This window comes from Paenibacillus hemerocallicola, assembly GCF_006265175.1.
Classification (GTDB): Bacteria; Bacillota; Bacilli; order Paenibacillales; family NBRC-103111; genus Paenibacillus_AB; species Paenibacillus_AB hemerocallicola.
Genome location: NZ_VDCQ01000005.1, coordinates 145,178 through 164,886, shown reverse-complemented (window position 1 = coordinate 164,886; position 19,709 = coordinate 145,178). Strand labels below are relative to the sequence as shown.

Here is a 19,709-nt window from a genome sequence, read left to right as displayed (position 1 = left end):
TGAATGGTCACCTCAACCTAATGATAACCATCCTTTGGAGAAATCACAAGTTCGGACCATGGAAAGTGTTTCCCCGGACATTTGTCCGTATGCGAGATCAAATCGACAGGCTGAAATCCGAACGTCTCCGATATGCGCTGAACCAGTTTCTGCAAAATGAAAAACTGCTCCTCCATCAAGCCGGACACCGTTTCCTCGGGGCGTGAAAAGTCTCCCTCCACGCAAATATGGATTCGGGTCGGGTCGGTCGATTCGGATGCCGGGATAATCGTTCCGTCGCGCGTAATATAGAAATCGTAGCCTTTGCCGTTAATCGCCGTGCAGACGGACTGATGGATCGTGATGCCGGTCGGCCGCATCCGTTCTTCACCTCGCCTCTCCTAGAATACCAATGATTAGCTCCGCTGCCGGTTTGGAATGTGCCTCCGATCGTCGTTGTTTCCGGATTTTCCGATTCCGGATACAAACACGAACGCTAACGCTTCTGCGGCATTGCTCCAAACCTTCCGCTCAGTTAATCACCGGCATTCAAGCGCTGCTTCATTATATGGAGGCAGACGTCCGGTGGTGCGCGCGATTCCCGTCAAGCCGCCCAAAGCAAACAGGCCGACCCTTTTGTGGTCGACCCGGTTATTTCTTTATGTGCATCATCCGGCCGTCGTAAAAACGATCAAGCAGATGGCCACTGCCGCGACAAAGCCGACCAAATCGGAGAACAGTCCGACCTTGAGCGCGTACCTTCCCTTGCGGATGCCTACCGCTCCGAAATAGACGGTCAGCACGTACAAGGTCGTATCCGTGCTCCCTTGTATAGTAGAAGCGATGCGCCCGATCATCGAATCGGGACCGAATTGCCCGATCAGATCTGCCGTATAGGCCAAAGACCCGGAACCGGTAATCGGTCTCAGTATGGCTAGCGGCAGCACTTCTCCCGGCACGCCGACAAGCGCCAGCGCCGGCTTCAGCCAGCCGATCATCAAATCCATGGCGCCGGAGGCGCGGAATACGCCGATCGCCACCATCATGCCGACAAGGTGCGGAATAATTTTCACCGCCGTATCGAAGCCGTCCTTCGCTCCCTCGACGAACGATTCGTATACGGGCACTTTTTTGTATACCGCATACAGCGGAATGAGTACGATCAATACCGGAATAGCCCAAGCGGACATAACGGAGACGAGCGAGTACAAGCGCGATCATCCTTTCGGCACGGTTTTGGCGAGCAACCGCCTTCGGCACCATCGGTCGGCCAGTATGGCCGCCATCGTCGCAATAGCGGTGGCGATTAGCGTCGTACCGACGATTTCCGCTGGATTGGCGGAATTGTAGTTCATCCGGATCGCAATCAGCGTAGTCGGAATGAGCGTAATGCTGGCGGTGTTGAGCGCTAGCAGCGTGCACATGGCCGGACTGGCGGTATCTTTGTCCGGATTGAGCGTCTGCAGCTCCTGCATCGCCTTGATCCCCATCGGTGTGGCGGCATTGCCCAGTCCGAGAAGATTGGCGCTCATATTGGACATAATGTAGCCGACGGCGGGGTGGTCCTTCGGAATGTCGGGAAACAGCAGCCGGACGACGGGACGAAGCAGACGGGCCACTTTGCGCAGCAGCCCGGAATCCTCGGCTATCCGCATCATGCCGAGCCAAAACACGAGAATGCTGATCAATCCGAAGCTGATCGTGACACCGCTCTTCGCACCGTCGAATACCGCCTTCGTTACCTCCTCGATGTTGCCCTGCGCCGCAGCGACGGCAAATCCGGCAGCGATGAAAAACAACCATATCCAGTTAACGATACCGATCTCCCCCTCGCGTCAACCGTTCTACTCCCACAGGATGAACAATCTGCGTACGACCTCCTGCAACTGAAGCTGCCACAATAAGTAGCGCGAAACGTAATACTTCTCGCTCTCCTGAAAGCTCGAGGCCGATTGCTCTTTGACTGCGAGCTGCGGGCTGTTCTCGGCATATAGCGGAACCGAACCGATCTTCGTCCCCCCGAGCGTAAAGGTGAGCGTCCCCCGTTCCCCGAGCTTGTAGGAGGAAGAATTCGGATCCAGCAGCAGCGCGTCCTTGCGCACGGCGCCGCGCTCCTCCTCCAGAAGCGGATAAGCGAAAGATTGGCCGATGACGATAGGCATATTCTCGATCCGGTCGCCCTTCTTGACTACTTGCTCCGGCTCGTAATACCGGAAGCCGTAGTCCAGCAGCTTGCGGTGATCGAGCCAATCGTCGGGGTCATTCAGCGTCACGACCGCCAGCTGCTGCCCGTCTCTCGTAGCCGAGGAGACGAGACAGCGCTTGGCCAGCTTCGTATATCCGGTTTTGACTCCGTCCGCTCCATCGTAGATCGATAGCATTTTGTTTTTGTTCGACCATTTGTAGTCCCAGTCCTCATTAGGGTTTGGCGCCGTTTTCGATTTCGTCTTGACGATATCGCGAAAGACCGGATTTCTCATGGCGTAAGCGGTCAGCCTGGCCATGTCGTTGGCCGTGGAATAATGGCCTTCCTCATCGAGACCGCTCGGATTTTTGAACTGCGAACGCGCCATCCCGATCATCCCGGCTTTCTCGTTCATTAAATGAACGAAGCCTTCGAGCGAGCCCCCCACATGCTCCGCGATCGCCGTAGCCGCATCGTTGCCCGAACGCAGCATGAGCCCATATAGCAAATTTTCCAGACTCATCTCTTCCCCGGCCTTCAAATAGATCGAGGAGCCTTCCTTCCCCGCCGCCTTGCTGCTGACCTTGACCAAATCCGACAACGTCCCGTGCTCGATTGCCGTAATGGCGGTCATAATTTTCGTCAAGCTGGCGATCCGCATTTGCTTGTCCCCGTTTTTGGAAACCAGCAGCCGTCCGGATGATACGTCAATCAGCGCCGCACCCTCCGCGCTCGTATGCACGGCCGGCGGCGCGGCAAGCGTCACCCATGGGAAGACCAGCATCAGTATAAGCGACGCCCCGACGATCCGCAGCGCGATTTTGCCATACCGTTTCATGTTTCGCTTCTCACCCCGATCTTGGCGTCTGGCGCCGATTGGTACAAGTATATGCTTATCCGATACCGATATATGAACAGATTCGTCCGTTCGAAGCCGCTTGCGCGATGAAATTGTCCGAAATGGAATCCGCAAAACGACTACTGAGTTTTATTGCATCGCAATTTATAATCATGAATAGCAGTGATTTGTGATTTATTTCACATCATAGTCCAACCTTACCGGGTAATATTGCATCGCGACTCGCCTCCACATGCCGGCAACGGGAACGGACGGGGCGGACAGCGCCCGAATTAGATCGCCTCCTTGATCGGAATCCGAAACGACGAATGAAAAAATAGTGCTTTCGGTACCTTGTACTTATTGACTTTCCGGGGCAAACATGAATAAATAGTAAAAGTGACGACATTACCGGAAAGTGGGAAACTTCGTTGAACATCATTCGTCTGGAACGATCCGGGCCGGCAAGCGGCTCCGTCAAAATACAAGGATCCAAAAACAGCTCGCTCTCCCTTATGGCCGCTTGCTGCTTGTCCGATGCTCCGGTTACGTTGTCGGGCATTCCCGACATTTACGATATACGCGTCATATGCGAAATCGCCGATCGTATAGGGATGAAGACGGTGCGCCACCCGAACGGCGACATCACCCTCGATCCGACCAAAATCCATAACGCCGACATCGACAAGGAAAAAGCTTCTTCGTATAGAGCCTCCTATTATTTTGTCGGCGCCCTGTTGGCCAAATTCGGCAAGGTGAGCATCGGGTTTCCCGGCGGCGACAATTTCGTATCCAGACCGATCGATCAGCATGTGAAAGGCTTGACGGCGATGGGCGCCGAATTTTCTTTCCATGAGGATCATTACACGGTTACCGCAAAGAAGCTGACCGGCGCGGATATTTACTTCGACACGATTACGTCCGGAGCCACCATCAACTGCATGCTGGCTGCCGTTCTGGCGGAAGGCCGCACCGTGCTGCGGGGAGCGGCTAAAGACCCCGAAGTCGTGGACACGGCGATTATGCTCAATGCGTTCGGAGCGAAAATATCCGGCGCGGGCACGGATACGATCCGCATCGACGGCGTCCGATCGCTCGCAGGCGGACAACATACGGTTATACCCGACAGATTGATCGCAGGAGCATTCTTGATGACCGCGGGCATAACCGGCGGATCGGTAACCGTGACCGATGTCATACCCGACCATCTCGGCTCCTGCATCGCCAAATTGACGGAAATCGGACTGCAGTTCGAGTTTGGCGACCAAAGCATCACAGCGGTTTCTACGGGAACTTTGAAGGCTACCCGGGTGCGGACCGCAATGTATCCCGGATTCGCGACGGATCTGCAGCAGCCTTTGACCGCGCTCCTTACCCAAGCGCAGGGCAGAAGCATCATCAACGAGAAAATTTATCCGAAGCGGTTCCAGCATGTCGCCCAATTGCGTCGAATGGGCGCCGACATCGACATGCGCGGAAGCGCGGCGTTCATTCGCGGAGGGGCGCCGCTGAAAGGCAGCTGGGTGCATGCTTCCGATATCCGGGCCGGCACATGCCTCATACTGGCAGGACTCGCCGCCGACGGCCCTACTCATATAACCGGCGTGGAGCATATCGAACGCGGCTACGAAGACGCGCTCGCCGCTTTCCGCTCGATCGGGGTCCGGCTGAGCTTGGAGCAGGTCGATGCCGCCCATGCGGAAGAGAAGCTTAGGATCGGATCGGCGAAGCTATAGTTGTTGCCGAATATTGATCTGCGCGACAGAAACCCGGTAAATAATGAACCAAATTTTACTGACAATGACCCTATGTTCGCTATTAGTAAAATTCGGTTCATTATTGTCGGCACCTCCCGCACGTTCAACCTGCCCGACCTCCCGACCGACATTTCCGCTCATTCACGCCTTCCGAAACTCCTCCGACAGAGCCTTTCTTATCGCCTCTCGCCCGATATTGGATTAAAAACTTGCATGTAACGCCTATGATTTGGTGAAATACAGATTCAGATCGTCATCGACACAAACCTGGGCGCCGGGGAGTACGGGCTGTCCGTTGTACATCACGCCCCTGCCATCCGGTATATAGCCCCTTTTTGCATACATACGCTGTGCGCTTCCGTAGCTTTGATACAGACCGACGCCTATCCCGACGATTCCGTGTTGCTCCAATGCAAGCTTCTCGGCGGCTTCCATCAGCGCGTTCCCGATTCCCATTTTTCGCCTTGCAGGAATAACATTAAAATCGTTAATCTCCGGAATACCGTTCTCTGCAAAATACGGATATTTGGATAAAGCCAGAAGATGCAAGCTTCCTGCAAATTGCCCGTCGTGAAAAGCGAGCAGGGTGACTCTTTCGCCGTATTTATTTTCGTCCCAACACCTCTTGACGTAATCTTTGGGCTTTCTAATACGGTTCTCTGTGAAAACCCGGAACACGACCTCTACGTCTTTGGCCGTCATTTGCCTTATCTCGATCATCACAACACCCCATTGGCAAGATATATACGGATTTTACCATGCGAGCAGACGCGGCAGCCGTTCTTTTATAGCTATAACGAAACAATCCTTACGCCTGTACAACCATACAAACTTTCCTGCCGCTCTTGCATTTAATGTAAGACTAGGGAGAGGAGAAGTGATATCGTGGCAAATAAGAGAATTATGTTATCGACCGGTATTTTGCGTAGGCCAAAGAAAACCAGGTTTGCCCTGGCGGATATAGTCAACCTGAATAGGAGCCGTTCGCGAACCGTTACGATACAAGTGTTCGACTGGTCGACGGGGGCGCCGGTCCCTTTGAAGGTAAGTCCTTGCGGTACTAAAAGGTGTACGGTAACGGTACCTGCGAATAGGTCCGTTTTCTTGTTTGCGGATGTATCGAAAGTAGGCTTTAAATACGAGGTTCGCATTATGCAGCATGAGGATCGCAGGCTTATAACCAATGTATTTGGCGTAACGAAATCTCCTTTTACGCCTCAAGAAGGCGATACGGTGCTTCAACGCGATCTGGTGAGGATCCGTACCCGTTTAGCATGAAAGCCGGAATTGCTTGGGGAACGGGCGAGCCGTTGCGGCACCTGCCCGTTTCTGCTTTCGAGATCATCGTTCTCCGTTTTCCGCTTCCGCAATCGCCTTGTGCAGTACGCCTTCCACTTTGCCCAGATGCGACATCATCGCCCCGAAAGCCCGCGTCTCGTCCTTCTCCCGGATTGCCTCGAAAATGTCGGAATGCTCCCGCAGCAGCCGGTTCGCTTCCGCCCGTTCTCCGTAAAACCACAGCTTGCGGGACTCGCGCATACTGTCATGAAGCCGTTCGGACATCGACTCCATCATCGAGATGAGCAGAGAGTTGTGCGTTGCCCCGGCCAGCTTCAGGTGAAACCGGACGTCCGCTTCTTCCCCCTTCGCTTCGTCATGCAAGTACGTCTCCATCTGAAGCAGCTCCTCCTCGATCGAGCGCAAGTCCGCTCCCGTCCGGTTGCGTGCCGCGAGGGACGCGCACCCGGTCTCCAAAATTTTGCGCACCTCGAGCAGCTCGCGGATCGACTGCGCGTTTGCGAACAGCGCCGCGCCGTCCGCTGAACCCGGTTCCTTCGGCAGCTCCAAGCAAACCGTGGTGCCGCCTCCTTGCCGGATTTCGACAAGCCCCATCGCTTTGAGCGCGCTCAAAGCTTCCCGAATCGTAGAACGTCCAACGCCGAAGCTGGCCGCCAAATCGACGACCGAAGCAAGCTTCGTTCCCGGTGCGAACTCGCCGGACAAGATGCGCCCCTTCAGCTGCTCCATCACGAGCTCGTAGCCTTTAAGCGGCTTAACTTGATCGAATGCCATGAATAGACCGATCCCCTTCCGCACCGGACCAATTTCGCCGGAATTCCTTATACGGCTGATCCGAATTTACGGTGCCGCCCCGCTCCACATTTGGGGATTTCATATATACATCCATTCTATAGTAAGCTATAATGAGAGAAAAGTCATCTGATGACCTGATTAATTTTCAACATTTTAGGAGGACCGGGTATGCTGGAACAGTCTATTCGCGCCAAGCTCATCGATATTGTCGGCGCTTCGTGGTTTAAAGACGACATGGAAGCATTGGTCAGCTATTCGTATGACGCCACCCCGATGCAGCAAGCGCTGCCGGACGGGGTTATTTTTCCGTCTTCGACGCAGCAAGTATCGGGTATATTGAAAATCGCCAACGAGCACCGCATTCCGATCGTGGGACGGGGCGCCGGCAGCAATCTTTGTGCAGGTACGGTACCGCTCGAGGGCGGACTCGTGATGGTCATGAACCGCATGAACAAGCTGCTCGAAATCGACGCCGATAATTTGACCGCCACGTTCCAAACCGGCTTGAATACGAAGCAGTTCCATCTGGAGGTCGAGAAGCTGGGATTGTTTTATCCGCCGGATCCGAGCAGCATGATCATCTCCACGCTGGGCGGCAACATTATGGAATGCGCGGGAGGACTTCGCGGACTGAAGTACGGGACGACGAAGGACTACGTCATCGGCTTGGAGGCCGTTCTGCCAAACGGCGAAATTATCCGCACGGGCGGCAAGCTGTACAAGGATGTAGCGGGCTACGATTTGACGAAGCTGCTGGTCGGCTCCGAAGGCACTCTCGCTATCGTAACGGAAGCGACAGTCAAGCTTATACCGGCTCCGAAATACAAGAAAACGATGGTCGCCATGTATAAGGACATTTATGCCGCTGCCCGATCCGTCTCCGCTATCGTGGGCAACCGGATTATTCCCGCGACGCTGGAGTTTCTGGATAACGCCACGATCCGCGTCGTCGAGGGCTTCAACAAAATCGGACTTCCGATCGAGATGGAAGCGATATTGCTGATCGAACAGGACGGCTTGGACGAATCGGTCGTGGAGAAAGATATTATCGAGATCGTGCGCATTTGCAAAGAACAAGGCGCCGTTGAGGTAAAAATGGCCGCAGACGCCGCGGAAGCGGAGAAGCTGATGCTTGCCCGCCGCAGCGCCTTATCCACCTGCGCACGCATCCGGCCGACTACGATATTGGAGGACGCCACCGTCCCCCGTTCCAAAATCGCGGAGATGGTTATCGCCATCAACGAAATCGCCAAAAAATACAATGTGCAAATATGCACGTTCGGACATGCCGGAGACGGAAACCTGCATCCGACGTGTACGACCGATGCGAGAGACGCCGATGAAATCCATCGCGTCGAGATGGCGTTCGAGGAAATTTTCGAAGCGGCGATCGATTTGGGCGGCACGATTACCGGCGAGCACGGCGTCGGCGTCATGAAAGCCCCTTATCTCGAATGGAAGGTCGGAGCGGCCGGCATCGAGCTGATGAAGGGGATCAAGCAGGCGTTCGACCCGAACAACATAATGAACCCCGGCAAAATATTCGCCAAACAATCGCGGAAAAGAGTGGTGATCGATCATGGCAGCCGTTAACGACACAGCGCACAACCACCCTCCTTCCAACTGGGGAGCAACGCCTGAGAAGAAGCCGTTGAACCCGTTGGCCCAGACGATGAAGCTGCAGCTCAATTACGACGAGCTGACCAACTGCATGCGCTGCGGATTTTGCCAGGCGGCTTGTCCGACGTTTCTGGAGACGGGTCTCGAGGCCGCCTCTCCTCGCGGACGCATCGCCCTGATGAAGGCGGTAGTCGACGGGGTCATGGAACCGGATCAAACGTTCCGCGAGCAAATGGATCTGTGTCTCGGCTGCCGGGCATGCGAGCCGGTATGTCCGGCCGACGTCAAATACGGTCACCTGCTCGAGGAGACGCGTGATTCGCTGGAGCAATACGAGGAGCACCGCTGGTTTATCAAGGCCGCTCGCCGGGTCGCCTTCAAGGAGCTGTTCCCGAAGCCGAAACGGATGAAGCTGCTGGGCAAAATGCTCCGCACGTATCAAAAATCGGGGCTGCAGAAAGTAGCCCACGGTACTGGCGTCATGAAGCTGTTCCCGAAAAACATGCGGGAAATGGAAGCGATCCTTCCGGAAGCGTCCGGTCGGGGCGTCGTGGAAACTTTCGGTACGCGCGTACCGGCCAAAGGCCACAAAATAGCGACAGTAGGCATGTTCCGCGGCTGCTTGATGGACGTCATGTTCACGAATACGAATAAGAAGACGGTGGAACTGTTAAGCGAAGCGGGCTTCGAGGTCATCATACCGGATACGCAAAACTGCTGTGGCGCGCTTCACGCCCACTCCGGGGAGGTCGATCAGGCGAAGGCGCTCGCCAAGCAAAATGTCCGCGCCTTCCGCGAAGCCGGCGTAGATTATATCGCTTCCAATGCCGGCGGCTGCGGTGCGTTGTTGGTCGAATACGACCATCTTCTCCACGACGAGCCGGAATACGCCGATGACGCCAAATGGTTTGCCGCACGTGTAAAGGACGTAAGCCATCTGTTGCTGGAAAAAGGAAGACTGCCCGAGTTCGCGCACAAGGACGAACCCGGTTCGGACGGACAATCGTTTACGATCACCTATCAGGACTCCTGCCATCTGCGCAACGTCATGCGTTCGTCCAACGCCCCTCGCAACCTGATGAAGCGGGTAGCGAACGTCAAGTTCGTCGAGCTTCAAGGAGCGGACCGCTGCTGCGGCTCGGCGGGCATCTACAACATCGTGCAGACGGATATGGCCAATCAAATATTGGAGCATAAAATGGAGCATGTCAAAGAAACGAATGCCCATATGCTCATCACGAGCAACCCCGGGTGTCTGCTCCAAATGAAGCTGGGCATCGAGCGCGAGCGGCTTTCGGAGAAAATGGAAGCCGTTCATATCGTGGACTTTTTGTACGATCGCATAGCCGATAAGCAGCCTCAGCAAAAGCATTAACGATTGACGACACAACAAAAAGCGGCCCTTGAACTTCGGTTCAAGGGCCGCTCCGCTTATTAATCGATGGCGTTGGACTGGTTCGTAGCGAACAAAGTATTCGCGGGAGCCGCGCCGGGCATGGCGTTCGTATTCATTGCGGCGTTTTGGCTTTTGTTCGATTTGAGCATGCTTTGGATTTTGTCGACCACCTGAGGAGCTTGATCGATCAGCTTTTCATACAAATGCGTTTGGTTGTCCAGCGGAACGACCTTCACGCCTTGCAGTCCCACTACCAGAAATGCGATCGGCGTAATGGAAACACCGCCGCCGCTGCCCCCGCCGAACGGAAGAGCAACTTGCGCGTTTTGGGCATCCGTGCGCCCTTGTCCTTGATTTTGGTCGCCGTCCGAATCTACGGCGAACTCGCTCCCGCCGGCCGCGAAGCCGAACCCGACTTTGGAAATCGGCATAATGACGCTGCCGTCCGGCGTCTCCACCGGATCTCCGACGATCGTGTTCACGTCGACCATTTCCTTAATATTTTCCATTGCCGTCTTCATGAGTCCCTGTATCGGATGCTCTGCCATAATCCATTCCTCCTTAGCTTTGCTGCATGCTTGACATCCGTTAGGTTTGCCCGAAACTTCGGAATGTATGTGACGTTTAAGACAGCCGATCGGAAAATGTTCAGGAAGGCTTGAATAGCAGCTTCCGCCAAGTTTTCAAGCCGCCCTTGACGCGCAGTATTCGGTACAACAGTACAAAGACGGCGTATAGCGCATATACGGCTTTGATTTCCAAAACGAACATGCCTTCGGTGGAGAACTGCATCCGGTTGAATTGCGGCTGTACGCTTAGGACCGGCTTCGCTTCCAACCGGATATAACGGAACAGGAAGCCGAGCAACGATGTTTTCAACCCCCATACGATTCCAGTAGTGACCGCCGTATCGGCCGCATCGCCCAGACCGACCCGCGTCACCCAGCTTATCTCCGTGCAGACGGTTCGCGCCAGGACGCCTTTCGTCCATTCCAGCAGCCGGGCCGTATAGGCAAGCAGCTGTTTTGTCCTCTGAAAAAACTCTTCCACTTTATCACGCGTTATCGTTATGTTATCGTCACCTCTAAGTCCTTTGCCGCTATTGCGGTTCACGAGCTCCGTCTTGAGGCTTAGTCCGTTCTCCGCCCAATACATGACCGGTACGACGTACCTGAAGCGCATTAGGCCGTATAAGCCTTTGACATCCAAGGTGATGTGGTCGTCCCCTTCGGTATGGGAAAAACGGACCTTCAGCAACATATCGCTGAAAGCAAACAAGAGCATCCCCGCAACGAGAATGCCCGCGATCAACCCTAACCATATCATCGCGACCCGATCCTCCGTCATCCGTAAACTTCGGCAACAACAACCTTCCGTGTCCAAGTTTAGTATGACCTTCCTATCGGACCCTATACGTTCCCCTCCGTACCATCGGCATCATCGATCGTTAACTGGTGGCCGTCCAGCTTCTCGAACAGCATTCGCGTCTCTTCCTCGAGATCGTCGGGGTTTTGGAACAGCGCCGCTTCCGGCAGCTCGTGCAGTCCGGCCAAGCCGAAATATTCGAGAAACGGCTTGGTCGTTCCGTACAGGATCGGCCGTCCGATCGCCTCCGCCCGTCCCACTTCCAAAATCAGATTTTTCGCGACAAGCGTCTGCAAAGCCCGGTCCGCCTTCACGCCGCGTATTTGCTCGATATCGATACGCGTTATCGGCTGCTTGTATGCGACGATCGCCAACGTCTCCAGAGCGGCTTGGGACAAGCTGGAGCGTGTCGGCGACTGCGCCAGCTTCTCGAAATAGGGGGCATGAGCGGGCAGGGTCGTCAATTGAAAGGCGCCGGCGATCTCGACGATCTGAATGCCGCGCTCTTCCCTCCTGAAGTCTTCCGTCATTTCTTTCAGCAGTCCCGTAACCGAATGCGGCTGCAGCTCGAGAACATCGGCGATTTGCTTCGTATCGAGCCCTTCATCCCCGGCCGCGAACAGCAATCCCTCAATAATCGATTTCATCTGACGGTATTTCAATCGGATTGCCCCCCTCTCTTTGCTGGATGACGATGTCATCGAACAGACGCTGCTGGTAACAGACGATATGCTTCGTTTTCATCAATTCGAGCAGCGCCATAAACGTGACGACGATTTCTTCGCGAGTCATTTCATAATCGAACAGCCTGGAGAACATGAGCTTGCCTCCGCGTTTACCGAGCAGCGTTACGACTTCCCGCATCCGCTCCTTTACGGATATTTCGTCGCGGCGTATTTTCGTCACCGTGTTGCGGGATTTCGCTTTGCGCAGAGCCCGCTGGAAGGCGATGACGAGATCGGCCACGTCGAGACCTTCTACGGGATTCACTTCGACCTCCCGGACATAAGGGGTCAAATCCTCCGGCTCGCGCGTATAGATGAGGCTGCGGGCAAGCTCCTTGTCTCTCAGCTCTTCCGCGATCGCTTTATATTTCCGGTACTCCAGAAGCTTCTGCACAAGCTCTGCGCGAGGATCGAAATCGTCGTCGTCGAATAACATATCGTCCAGCTCCAGAGGAGGCGGCTTCGGGAGCAGCAGCTGGCTTTTGATGGCAAGCAGCGTAGCCGCCATAACGAGAAATTCACTCGTTACCTCGAGCTCGAGCTCCTGCATCGTGGAGAGAACTTCCAAATATTGTTCCGTTATTTCACTGATCGGAATGTTGTAAATATCGATTTCCGCCTTGTCGATCAGATGGAGCAGCAGATCTAGAGGACCTTCGAACGTTTCCAATTTGTAATGCGGTTTCATTCCAGGTCCACCTCTTAAGCAAGCGAATACAAGTTCATGATGATGCCCGTCAACGATTCATAACAGCGATTCAAGAGCAGCTGACCGAGCGGAGTGATCACGATCGTGATCAATACGGCCGTTCCCAGCTTCTCGTATTTCTCCAGGACCGTCTCCCACCGGTTCGGCATAAAGAGTCTGAGCCCTTTCCACAGATCCGTCGGGTACACGGGTACCAGATGTAAAATGAAAAACATCAGGTTGAAAATATACGCCCATTTGACAATACCTCGAATGAGCTCGGAAGCCCATAACGGAATCGTCTCGTCCATCGTCTGGAAAGGAACCGTAAAAAACACCCACCAAAGTAAGACGCCGAGCGCCAAGTTCGCTAGAAGCCCGCTCGCGTACACGGCCAGCGCCGACAGCTTCCGATTGCCCCTCAGCTTCTCGGGGGCGACCGGTACGGGCTTGGACCAGCCGAATGGACCGAACAGGCATGCCAGTACCCCGAGCACGCTCATATGCGGCACCGGAGACAGCGTCAGCCGCCCCGCTTCTTTGGCTGTCCGATCTCCGAGAAGCAAGGCGACAGACGCTTGTACCCCGTCATGCAGCAGTACCGCAATCATCAAGGCGATAACCCGGTACAGCAGCGAATCGAGGTGTATCCATTCCGATAACAACCGCTCAAACCCCCAGCTGCTTGGTCAAGTTGGCCATTTCGATGGCGGTTACGGCCGCTTCCCAGCCTTTGTTGCCGGCTTTCGTCCCCGCTCTTTCGATCGCCTGCTCGATCGAATCCGTAGTCAATACGCCGAATACCGTCGGCACTCCGGTCTTCAGACCGATGGCGGCTACGCCTTTGGCGGCTTCATTGCATACGTAATCGAAATGGGGAGTCGATCCCCGAATGACCGCGCCCAATGTGACTACCGCGTCGTACTTGCCGCTCTCCGCCATCTTCTGGGCGATCAACGGAATTTCGAACGCTCCCGGTACCCAGGCGATGTCGACTTCCTCTTCTTTGGCGCCGTGACGTTTGAAAGCGTCGAGAGCTCCGCCAAGCAGCTTGGACGTAATGAATTCGTTGAACCGCCCGACGACGACCCCGTATCTATATCCTTCGGAAATTAAATGCCCTTCGAAATGCGTATGTGCCATCGTTCTCTTCTCCTTTGTATGTTCGGATTCATATGTTTTGATTTTGTTTTTGAGGTGTTCTTTAAATGCCAGCGCCGTCATCGTGCTCGAAATTGAGCAAATGTCCCAGCTTCTCCTGTTTGGTGCGCAAATAAAGCCTGTTGTCTTCATTCGGTTCCATCTGGATCGGGACGCGGTCGACGATCTCCATGCCATAACCTTCGAGTCCGCGTATTTTGCGCGGGTTGTTGGTCAGCAGACGAATTTGGCGAACGCCCAAATCCTTCAATATTTGCGCTCCGATCCCGTAATCGCGCAAATCGGCGGCAAAGCCTAATTTAATATTCGCGTCGACCGTGTCGAATCCCTGCTCCTGAAGCACATAAGCTTTCAATTTGTTGATCAGGCCGATGCCTCGCCCTTCCTGACGCAAATATACGAGCACGCCCGAGCCTTCTTCATTGATTCTCTCGAGCGCCGCCGCCAGCTGGGGACCGCAATCGCACCGGTGCGAATGGAACACGTCGCCGGTCAAGCACTCCGAATGCATCCGGACGAGCACCGGCTGGTCGGGATCGATTTTGCCTTTCACAAGGGCGACGTGCTCCTGATTGTTCACTTCATTCGAATAGGCGATGGCGGCAAACTGGCCGTAATCGGTAGGGAGCTTGATCTCCACTTCGCGCTTGACCAGCTTTTCCTTCTCATTGCGGTAATGGATCAGATCTTTGATCGTGATCATTTTCAAATCGTGCTTGGCGGCTATTTCCACAAGATCCGGTACCCGTGCCATCGTCCCGTCTTCCTTGATTACCTCGCATATGACCGCGGCCGGATACGAGCCGCACATTCGCGCGAGATCGACCGCCGCTTCCGTATGGCCGGCTCTGCGAAGTACGCCGCCCTTCTTCGCGATCAACGGGAACGTATGTCCCGGCCGGCGGAAATCGCTTGGGCGCGTGTTCGGGTCGATCATCGCTTTTACCGTGCCGGCCCGTTCGTAGGCGGAAATGCCCGTAGACGTTTCGATGTGATCCACGGAGACGGTAAACGCCGTGCCATGGTAATCCGTGTTTTTCGCGACCATGGGAGGAAGATCGAGCTCCTGGGCACGCTCCTCGGTAATCGGCACGCATACTAGGCCGCGACCTTCCTTGATCATGAAATTGATCACTTCGGGTGTCGCCTTGTCGGCCAGCGCGATAAAATCGCCTTCGTTCTCGCGGTCTTCGTCGTCTACCACGATGATGACTTTCCCCAGCATCAAATCGTATATCGCTTCTTCTATCTTGTGCATTTTGACAGGCTGCATCTTTCTCACCTCTCCTGATAAGCTTCTCTCTATAGTCCCGCTGTCACATAAAGCCGTTTTTGGCCAAAAACTCCATCGTCAAGCCTCCGCCCGAGATACCGGCGGGATCTTCCTCCCGCCCCCGGAACGAAAGCAATCTGTCTATATATTTGCCTAGCAAATCATACTCGATATTGACCTTGTCACCAGGCTGCTTGTCGTAGAGCACCGTTTGCGCCAGCGTGTGGGGAATAATGGAAATCGTGAAAGCACGCTCGTCGACCATGACGACAGTGAGACTTATCCCGTCGATCGTAATGGAGCCGTGGGGAATCACATATTTCATATTGCTCGAATCGTCCGGCTCTACGCGGAACACGACTGCGTTCTCTTCCGGATGCCGGGATACGATCCTTCCGGGCGTATCGACATGCCCCTGCACGATGTGTCCGCCGAACCTGCCGCCGGCGGACATGGCTCTCTCCAGATTTACGCGGATACCCGGCTGTAGAAGCTTGAGCGTCGTTTTGCGGTACGTTTCCGGCATTACATCGGCGGTAAAGGATGAACCGTCGAATGCGATTACGGTCAAGCAGACGCCGTTAACGGCTATACTGTCGCCCAACCGTACGTCCTCCAATATGTTGGACGCCTCGATCGTCAGGATCATCGCTTGTCCCTGCTTGGCGATGCGCCGCAGTCGGCCGATTTCCTCTATGATTCCGGTGAACATGCCTCCTGCCTCCTTTCCAGTCGCGGGTAGCCCGTAATGCAGCAATCATTTCCGACCCGCTCTACGTTTACCCGTTCCAGAGCGATCGCGTCGGACATAAGATCGAAGCCCTGGAGCGCGAAAGCCCCCGGAGCATCCGCTCCTCCGACGATTTTGGGAGCGAGGAAAAGGACGATCTTATCGACCAGTCCGGCCTCGAGCATGGCGCCGTTCAGTCTGCTGCCCCCCTCCAGCAAAATCGAGCCGATTTCCCGCTCCGTCATGATGGCCATCGCTTTGCGCAAATCGACGCGGGGACCTTCCCCGCATTTGATGACTTCGACGCCGAGGGCGTTCAGGCGCAGCATCTGTTCGATGGAAGCCTGATTCGTCGTAAGGACGATCGTCTTCGTTTCCTGATCCTTGACGACACGGGAATCGAGCGGAATGCGCAGCTTCGAATCGACCACAAGTCTGACTGGCTGAATGGCGGCCACTTCCAGCCTTGCCGTCAGAAGCGGATCGTCGGCGATAACCGTGTCGACTCCGACCATAATAGCCTGATGCCGGTGACGGAGCATATGGACTTGGGCGCGGGAAGCTTCCCCGCTGATCCATTTGCTGTCTCCGCTTTTGGCCGCGATTTTCCCGTCCAGCGTCGTTGCCGACTTCAACGTAACGAAGGGCAAGCGGGAGACGATAAATTTGTTGAACATTTCGTTCAGCTCGCGGGCTTCTTGCTCCAATACGCCAACATCGACGCGAATTCCGTGACCGCGCAATTTCTCGATGCCGTTTCCGGCGACCTGCGGGTTCGGATCGGTGCACGCGACCACGACGCGGCTGATCTTCTCCGCTACGAGCCGGTCCGCGCAAGGCGGCGTCCGTCCGAAATAGCTGCACGGCTCCAGCGTAACGTAGGCCGTGCCTCCCTCCGCTTCCTTGCCGGCCATCAGAAGCGCGTTCACCTCGGCATGATGGCTGCCACGCTGCAAGTGAGAGCCGAGTCCGACGATTCGGCCTTCCTTGACGATGACGCAGCCGACGACCGGATTGATTCCGGTTTGCCCCAACGTTTTCTCCGCCAGCTGCAGAGCGAGCCGCATATAATACTCATCGTTCAGCATTTCCAACTTTTCTCACCGCCTATACGGGAAAGTGGGATGAACCGAAAAACAAAAACCCCTTTACGCGTCGTAAAGGGGCGGGATAGTTAGGACATTGCGACACTTGCGCGTAAATCAAGCATGCGCAAACAGACGTCCCGATCGGGCTGGACGTAGTCCCGCTGCGCTCGTGCGCTTACAGTGACACCGGCGATGATCCGCAACATCATAGTTACGGTCAAGACCAATTAGGCCGCATCAACGCGCGGCTACTATGTGAAAAAATGCACATATTCGTCGCGATATTGATGTGATCCATTCTGCCCGATTCCTTCTCCCATCCAGACTATACTGTCGGTCCCGGAGTTGCACCAGGTCCACCGGGCGAGACTTGCGTCCCGTCACGGGTCACGGACTAATCCGACCGATGCCAAGGACAAGATTGCCCCCTGCGCACAGCCGAAATCACCGCCGGTTGGGAATTTCACCCTGCCCCGAAGGAAAATCGTTGTATTGCTTTGTTGTCGTATTGCTCCGCAATGATCCGAATCGCTGGGATACCATGATTGTACGCCAATTGCGCACAAACCCGTCCCGAAGGGATCGAAGAAATTGCTTAGACCAAATAATAGCACTCGAGAATTGTTATTGCAACGTTTTCTTTTTGAAAGCTGCTTATCTTTGCTATTATCGCGGCTCCTTTGAAATTAGCCGGGATTTCCAGTACAATAAGAAAAACGTCTATCGACGTATTTCAAGGAGAGCGACCGCGATTTAGCGGTAGTTTTCCTTGGTTCAGAAACTCGCACTTCGTTTAAACGCTTTAGCGAAGTTAAACTTTCTGAATCGATAAGAAAAACGTCTATCGACGTTTCAAGGATGAGCGACCGCGATTTAGCGGTAGTTTTCCTTGGTTCAGAAACTCGCACTTCGCTTTAATGCTTTAGCGAACTTAAAAATTCTGAATCGTTAAGAAAACTTTGTACAAGCAAGGGAGGAAATCACAGTGGCAAAAAAAGGAAGCATCGAGCTGGAAAACGGCGAGAAAGTATTAATCGATTTTTATCCGGAGGAAGCGCCGAATACGGTCGCGAACTTCGAGAAGCTGGCAAATTCGGGCTTCTACAACGGCTTGACGTTCCATCGCGTTATTAAAGGCTTCGTCGCGCAAGGCGGCTGTCCTAACGGGACGGGCACCGGCGGACCGGGCTACACGATCGATTGCGAGACGGCCACCAATGTCAGCAAGCACGAGCGCGGCGCGCTCTCGATGGCCCATGCCGGCAAAAACACCGGAGGCAGCCAATTTTTCATCTGCTACCAGCCCCAGCCGCACTTGGACGGCGGTCATACGGTATTCGGCAAAGTGACGAAAGGGATGGAATACGTGGACGCGCTCCGCGGCGGCGACAAAATGAAAGAAGTCAAAGTTTGGGACGAAGCGTAAGCTTGATGCATACGAAGATCGACAAAACACGGCGCCCGATTGTCAAGGCGCCGTGTTTTTCGCATACTTTCATTTACAGCGTTCACCGACGGTCAGCCTAGATCGACTCCCCTCCGCCTTTTGACGCCTTCGCCAGCTTCATCGTCTGCAGCTTGATCGTCGTCGAAGCGATGATCAGCAGCATGCCGTTCAGGACGAATACGACAGGGATGGAGATCCACCCGCCGAGCGCGCCGCCTACGATCGGTCCGGCCATATTGCCCAGCTGATTGGCCGACTGATTGAGACTGAACGCTCTGCCGCGGAATTCGGGGCTCGTGGCTTTGACGATCAACGCATTCAGCGAAGGGTATACGGCGGCGAAAAATAGTCCGTACACGAATCTCAATACGCCGAAGCCGAATATGTTATGGAAAAATACTTGCAAAATATTGCCGATGCCGCCTCCGATCAAGCCGATCACGAGCGTATTGCGATACCCGATCCGCTCCCCGATTTTCCCCCACTGCGGCGCAGCCAAAATGGTCGCGACGCCTACGGCCGAGAAGATGATGCCGGAGCTGAGCGAAGCGTCGTTGTGCGAAACTCCCATTTTCAATACGTATATTGTCAATAACGGTTCAAGTACCATGACGGAGCTTGTCACGATCAAGGCTATGATCAATTGATTCATTAGCGGCGGATTCGATGCAGCCGCCTTCAAATCGTCCAGTACATGGGAGCGCGGGCGATTCCGGTTGAACGATTCTTCCTTGACCCCGAATACCGCGACCAACGCCGAGACGAGCACGACCGCACCGGACAGCAGAAACGCTTCCCGGTAGCCGACGAATTTGCTCATCATCCCTCCGACCATCGGTCCGATGACGCTGCCGGCCGCGGATGCGGTCGATATGATACCTAGCGCATAGCCGACTTTTTTCTCGGGGGTGTTCGTCCCGATCAGCGCGATCGCCGACGGTACGTACCCGGCAAGCAGCCCTGACAAGATGCGAACGGCGATCAGTTCATACGGATTGCGGACGAGAGCGGTCAGCACGTATACGGCGCAAAGCGAAAACCCGGAACGGATCAGCATCGGCCTCCTGCCGTATTTGTCCGACAGCGAACCCCAGAAAGGCGCGATAAGCGCTCCGGCCAGGAACGTAATGCCGAACGAAAATCCCGACCACAGCTCCAGGTGCGATTCCACGCCAAGATCGTTGTTGATATATAGCGACAAGAAGGGCACGACCATTGAAAATGCCATTCCGCAGAAAAATACGCCTACCCATAATACGATCAAATTGCGTTTCCAGTATTGTTCCACGGATGTTCACCTCTTTAATAAGAAAAACGAATGAATCGGCTTGACGCAGCTATTCGAGCCCGACACGAAAAAAGA

20 protein-coding genes and 1 riboswitch are annotated in these 19,709 nt (G+C 54.7%); of the genes, 4 read left to right on the top strand and 16 right to left on the bottom strand.

Going from position 1 to position 19,709, the window contains the following annotated elements:
- Window positions 1–17: 17 nt before the first annotated feature.
- The 4 genes from FE784_RS05480 to FE784_RS05465 form a co-directional block, all read right to left on the bottom strand.
- Window positions 18–359: an N-acetylmuramoyl-L-alanine amidase gene (locus tag FE784_RS05480; protein ID WP_139601119.1), complete on the bottom strand. Its 342-nt coding sequence runs from the start codon at window positions 357–359 to the stop codon at window positions 18–20.
- Between the two features lie 288 nt (window positions 360–647).
- On the bottom strand, window positions 648–1,190 hold the full coding sequence (locus FE784_RS05475) for a spore maturation protein (protein WP_139601118.1): 543 nt from the start codon (window positions 1,188–1,190) through the stop codon (window positions 648–650).
- A 6-nt stretch (window positions 1,191–1,196) separates the two neighbouring features.
- The gene (locus tag FE784_RS05470) at window positions 1,197–1,796 is read right to left on the bottom strand and encodes a nucleoside recognition domain-containing protein (protein WP_139601117.1); all 600 of its coding nucleotides are present in this window, start codon (window positions 1,794–1,796) and stop codon (window positions 1,197–1,199) included.
- A gap of 27 nt (window positions 1,797–1,823) precedes the next feature.
- The gene (locus FE784_RS05465) at window positions 1,824–3,002 is read right to left on the bottom strand and encodes a D-alanyl-D-alanine carboxypeptidase family protein (RefSeq protein WP_139601116.1); all 1,179 of its coding nucleotides are present in this window, start codon (window positions 3,000–3,002) and stop codon (window positions 1,824–1,826) included.
- A gap of 431 nt (window positions 3,003–3,433) precedes the next feature.
- Between FE784_RS05465 and murA the strand changes: the two genes are divergently transcribed.
- Window positions 3,434–4,738 carry a UDP-N-acetylglucosamine 1-carboxyvinyltransferase gene (murA, locus tag FE784_RS05460; RefSeq protein ID WP_139601115.1) on the top strand — a complete coding sequence of 435 codons (1,305 nt, stop codon included), beginning with the start codon at window positions 3,434–3,436 and terminating at the stop codon, window positions 4,736–4,738.
- 243 nt (window positions 4,739–4,981) lie between these two features.
- Here murA and FE784_RS05455 read toward each other — a convergent pair whose 3' ends face one another.
- Together FE784_RS05455 and FE784_RS05445 are read right to left on the bottom strand one after the other, a co-directional pair.
- Entirely contained in the window at window positions 4,982–5,479 is a 498-nt protein-coding gene (locus FE784_RS05455) for a GNAT family N-acetyltransferase (protein WP_139601114.1), read from the bottom strand.
- Window positions 5,480–6,100: 621 nt separating this feature from the next.
- Window positions 6,101–6,832 carry a FadR/GntR family transcriptional regulator gene (locus FE784_RS05445; RefSeq protein WP_139601113.1) on the bottom strand — a complete coding sequence of 244 codons (732 nt, stop codon included), beginning with the start codon at window positions 6,830–6,832 and terminating at the stop codon, window positions 6,101–6,103.
- 189 nt (window positions 6,833–7,021) lie between these two features.
- Here FE784_RS05445 and FE784_RS05440 point away from each other — a divergent pair, with 189 nt between their 5' ends.
- Window positions 7,022–8,446 (top strand): FAD-binding oxidoreductase, encoded by a 1,425-nt coding sequence (locus FE784_RS05440; protein WP_139601112.1) that lies wholly within the window; start codon window positions 7,022–7,024, stop codon window positions 8,444–8,446.
- Entirely contained in the window at window positions 8,433–9,848 is a 1,416-nt protein-coding gene (locus tag FE784_RS05435) for a (Fe-S)-binding protein (RefSeq protein ID WP_139601111.1), read from the top strand. The genes FE784_RS05440 and FE784_RS05435 overlap by 14 nt, the downstream gene beginning before the upstream one ends.
- Window positions 9,849–9,907: 59 nt before the next feature.
- Here FE784_RS05435 and ytfJ read toward each other — a convergent pair whose 3' ends face one another.
- From ytfJ to ribD, 9 genes are all read right to left on the bottom strand, one after another.
- A complete protein-coding gene (gene ytfJ / locus FE784_RS05430; protein WP_139601110.1) occupies window positions 9,908–10,417 on the bottom strand; it encodes a GerW family sporulation protein in 510 nt (169 codons plus the stop codon).
- Window positions 10,418–10,517: 100 nt separating this feature from the next.
- Entirely contained in the window at window positions 10,518–11,195 is a 678-nt protein-coding gene (locus FE784_RS05425; RefSeq protein ID WP_176705979.1) for a DUF2953 domain-containing protein, read from the bottom strand.
- An 83-nt stretch (window positions 11,196–11,278) separates the two neighbouring features.
- The gene (gene scpB, locus FE784_RS05420; protein ID WP_139601108.1) at window positions 11,279–11,896 is read right to left on the bottom strand and encodes an SMC-Scp complex subunit ScpB; all 618 of its coding nucleotides are present in this window, start codon (window positions 11,894–11,896) and stop codon (window positions 11,279–11,281) included.
- Window positions 11,865–12,647, bottom strand: coding sequence for a segregation and condensation protein A (locus FE784_RS05415; RefSeq protein ID WP_139601107.1), 783 nt, complete (start codon window positions 12,645–12,647; stop codon window positions 11,865–11,867). Before FE784_RS05415 ends, scpB begins: the two co-directional genes overlap by 32 nt.
- Window positions 12,648–12,661: 14 nt before the next feature.
- On the bottom strand, window positions 12,662–13,312 hold the full coding sequence (locus FE784_RS05410; RefSeq protein WP_139601106.1) for a site-2 protease family protein: 651 nt from the start codon (window positions 13,310–13,312) through the stop codon (window positions 12,662–12,664).
- 4 nt (window positions 13,313–13,316) lie between these two features.
- The gene (ribH, locus tag FE784_RS05405; protein WP_139601105.1) at window positions 13,317–13,790 is read right to left on the bottom strand and encodes a 6,7-dimethyl-8-ribityllumazine synthase; all 474 of its coding nucleotides are present in this window, start codon (window positions 13,788–13,790) and stop codon (window positions 13,317–13,319) included.
- 61 nt (window positions 13,791–13,851) lie between these two features.
- Window positions 13,852–15,081, bottom strand: a complete 1,230-nt coding sequence (locus FE784_RS05400; protein WP_139601104.1) for a bifunctional 3,4-dihydroxy-2-butanone-4-phosphate synthase/GTP cyclohydrolase II — start codon at window positions 15,079–15,081, stop codon at window positions 13,852–13,854.
- Between the two features lie 43 nt (window positions 15,082–15,124).
- Window positions 15,125–15,793 carry a riboflavin synthase gene (gene ribE / locus FE784_RS05395; RefSeq protein WP_139601103.1) on the bottom strand — a complete coding sequence of 223 codons (669 nt, stop codon included), beginning with the start codon at window positions 15,791–15,793 and terminating at the stop codon, window positions 15,125–15,127.
- Window positions 15,775–16,899: a bifunctional diaminohydroxyphosphoribosylaminopyrimidine deaminase/5-amino-6-(5-phosphoribosylamino)uracil reductase RibD gene (gene ribD, locus FE784_RS05390; RefSeq protein ID WP_139601201.1), complete on the bottom strand. Its 1,125-nt coding sequence runs from the start codon at window positions 16,897–16,899 to the stop codon at window positions 15,775–15,777. The genes ribE and ribD overlap by 19 nt, the downstream gene beginning before the upstream one ends.
- A gap of 304 nt (window positions 16,900–17,203) precedes the next feature.
- A riboswitch (FMN riboswitch) is annotated at window positions 17,204–17,384 on the bottom strand.
- A 500-nt stretch (window positions 17,385–17,884) separates the two neighbouring features.
- On the opposite strand from ribD, the gene FE784_RS05385 reads away from it, so the two are divergent.
- Window positions 17,885–18,325 carry a peptidylprolyl isomerase gene (locus tag FE784_RS05385; protein ID WP_139601102.1) on the top strand — a complete coding sequence of 147 codons (441 nt, stop codon included), beginning with the start codon at window positions 17,885–17,887 and terminating at the stop codon, window positions 18,323–18,325.
- 97 nt (window positions 18,326–18,422) lie between these two features.
- Here FE784_RS05385 and FE784_RS05380 read toward each other — a convergent pair whose 3' ends face one another.
- A complete protein-coding gene (locus tag FE784_RS05380) occupies window positions 18,423–19,634 on the bottom strand; it encodes an MFS transporter (protein WP_139601101.1) in 1,212 nt (403 codons plus the stop codon).
- Window positions 19,635–19,709 lie beyond the last annotated feature (75 nt).

Excerpts from the sequence above, each read along its gene's own strand:
- FE784_RS05465 (WP_139601116.1), bottom strand. The coding sequence starts at position 3,002 with ATGAAACGGTATGGCAAAATCGCGCTGCGGATCGTCGGGGCGTCGCTT.
- FE784_RS05435 (WP_139601111.1), top strand. The coding sequence starts at position 8,433 with ATGGCAGCCGTTAACGACACAGCGCACAACCACCCTCCTTCCAACTGG.
- ribD (WP_139601201.1), bottom strand. The coding sequence starts at position 16,899 with ATGCTGAACGATGAGTATTATATGCGGCTCGCTCTGCAGCTGGCGGAG.
- FE784_RS05415 (WP_139601107.1), bottom strand. The coding sequence starts at position 12,647 with ATGAAACCGCATTACAAATTGGAAACGTTCGAAGGTCCTCTAGATCTG.
- FE784_RS05440 (WP_139601112.1), top strand. The coding sequence starts at position 7,022 with ATGCTGGAACAGTCTATTCGCGCCAAGCTCATCGATATTGTCGGCGCT.
- FE784_RS05445 (WP_139601113.1), bottom strand. The coding sequence starts at position 6,832 with ATGGCATTCGATCAAGTTAAGCCGCTTAAAGGCTACGAGCTCGTGATG.
- FE784_RS05425 (WP_176705979.1), bottom strand. The coding sequence starts at position 11,195 with ATGATATGGTTAGGGTTGATCGCGGGCATTCTCGTTGCGGGGATGCTC.
- FE784_RS05480 (WP_139601119.1), bottom strand. The coding sequence starts at position 359 with ATGCGGCCGACCGGCATCACGATCCATCAGTCCGTCTGCACGGCGATT.
- ytfJ (WP_139601110.1), bottom strand. The coding sequence starts at position 10,417 with ATGGCAGAGCATCCGATACAGGGACTCATGAAGACGGCAATGGAAAAT.
- FE784_RS05455 (WP_139601114.1), bottom strand. The coding sequence starts at position 5,479 with ATGATCGAGATAAGGCAAATGACGGCCAAAGACGTAGAGGTCGTGTTC.
- ribE (WP_139601103.1), bottom strand. The coding sequence starts at position 15,793 with ATGTTCACCGGAATCATAGAGGAAATCGGCCGACTGCGGCGCATCGCC.
- ribH (WP_139601105.1), bottom strand. The coding sequence starts at position 13,790 with ATGGCACATACGCATTTCGAAGGGCATTTAATTTCCGAAGGATATAGA.
- FE784_RS05400 (WP_139601104.1), bottom strand. The coding sequence starts at position 15,081 with ATGCAGCCTGTCAAAATGCACAAGATAGAAGAAGCGATATACGATTTG.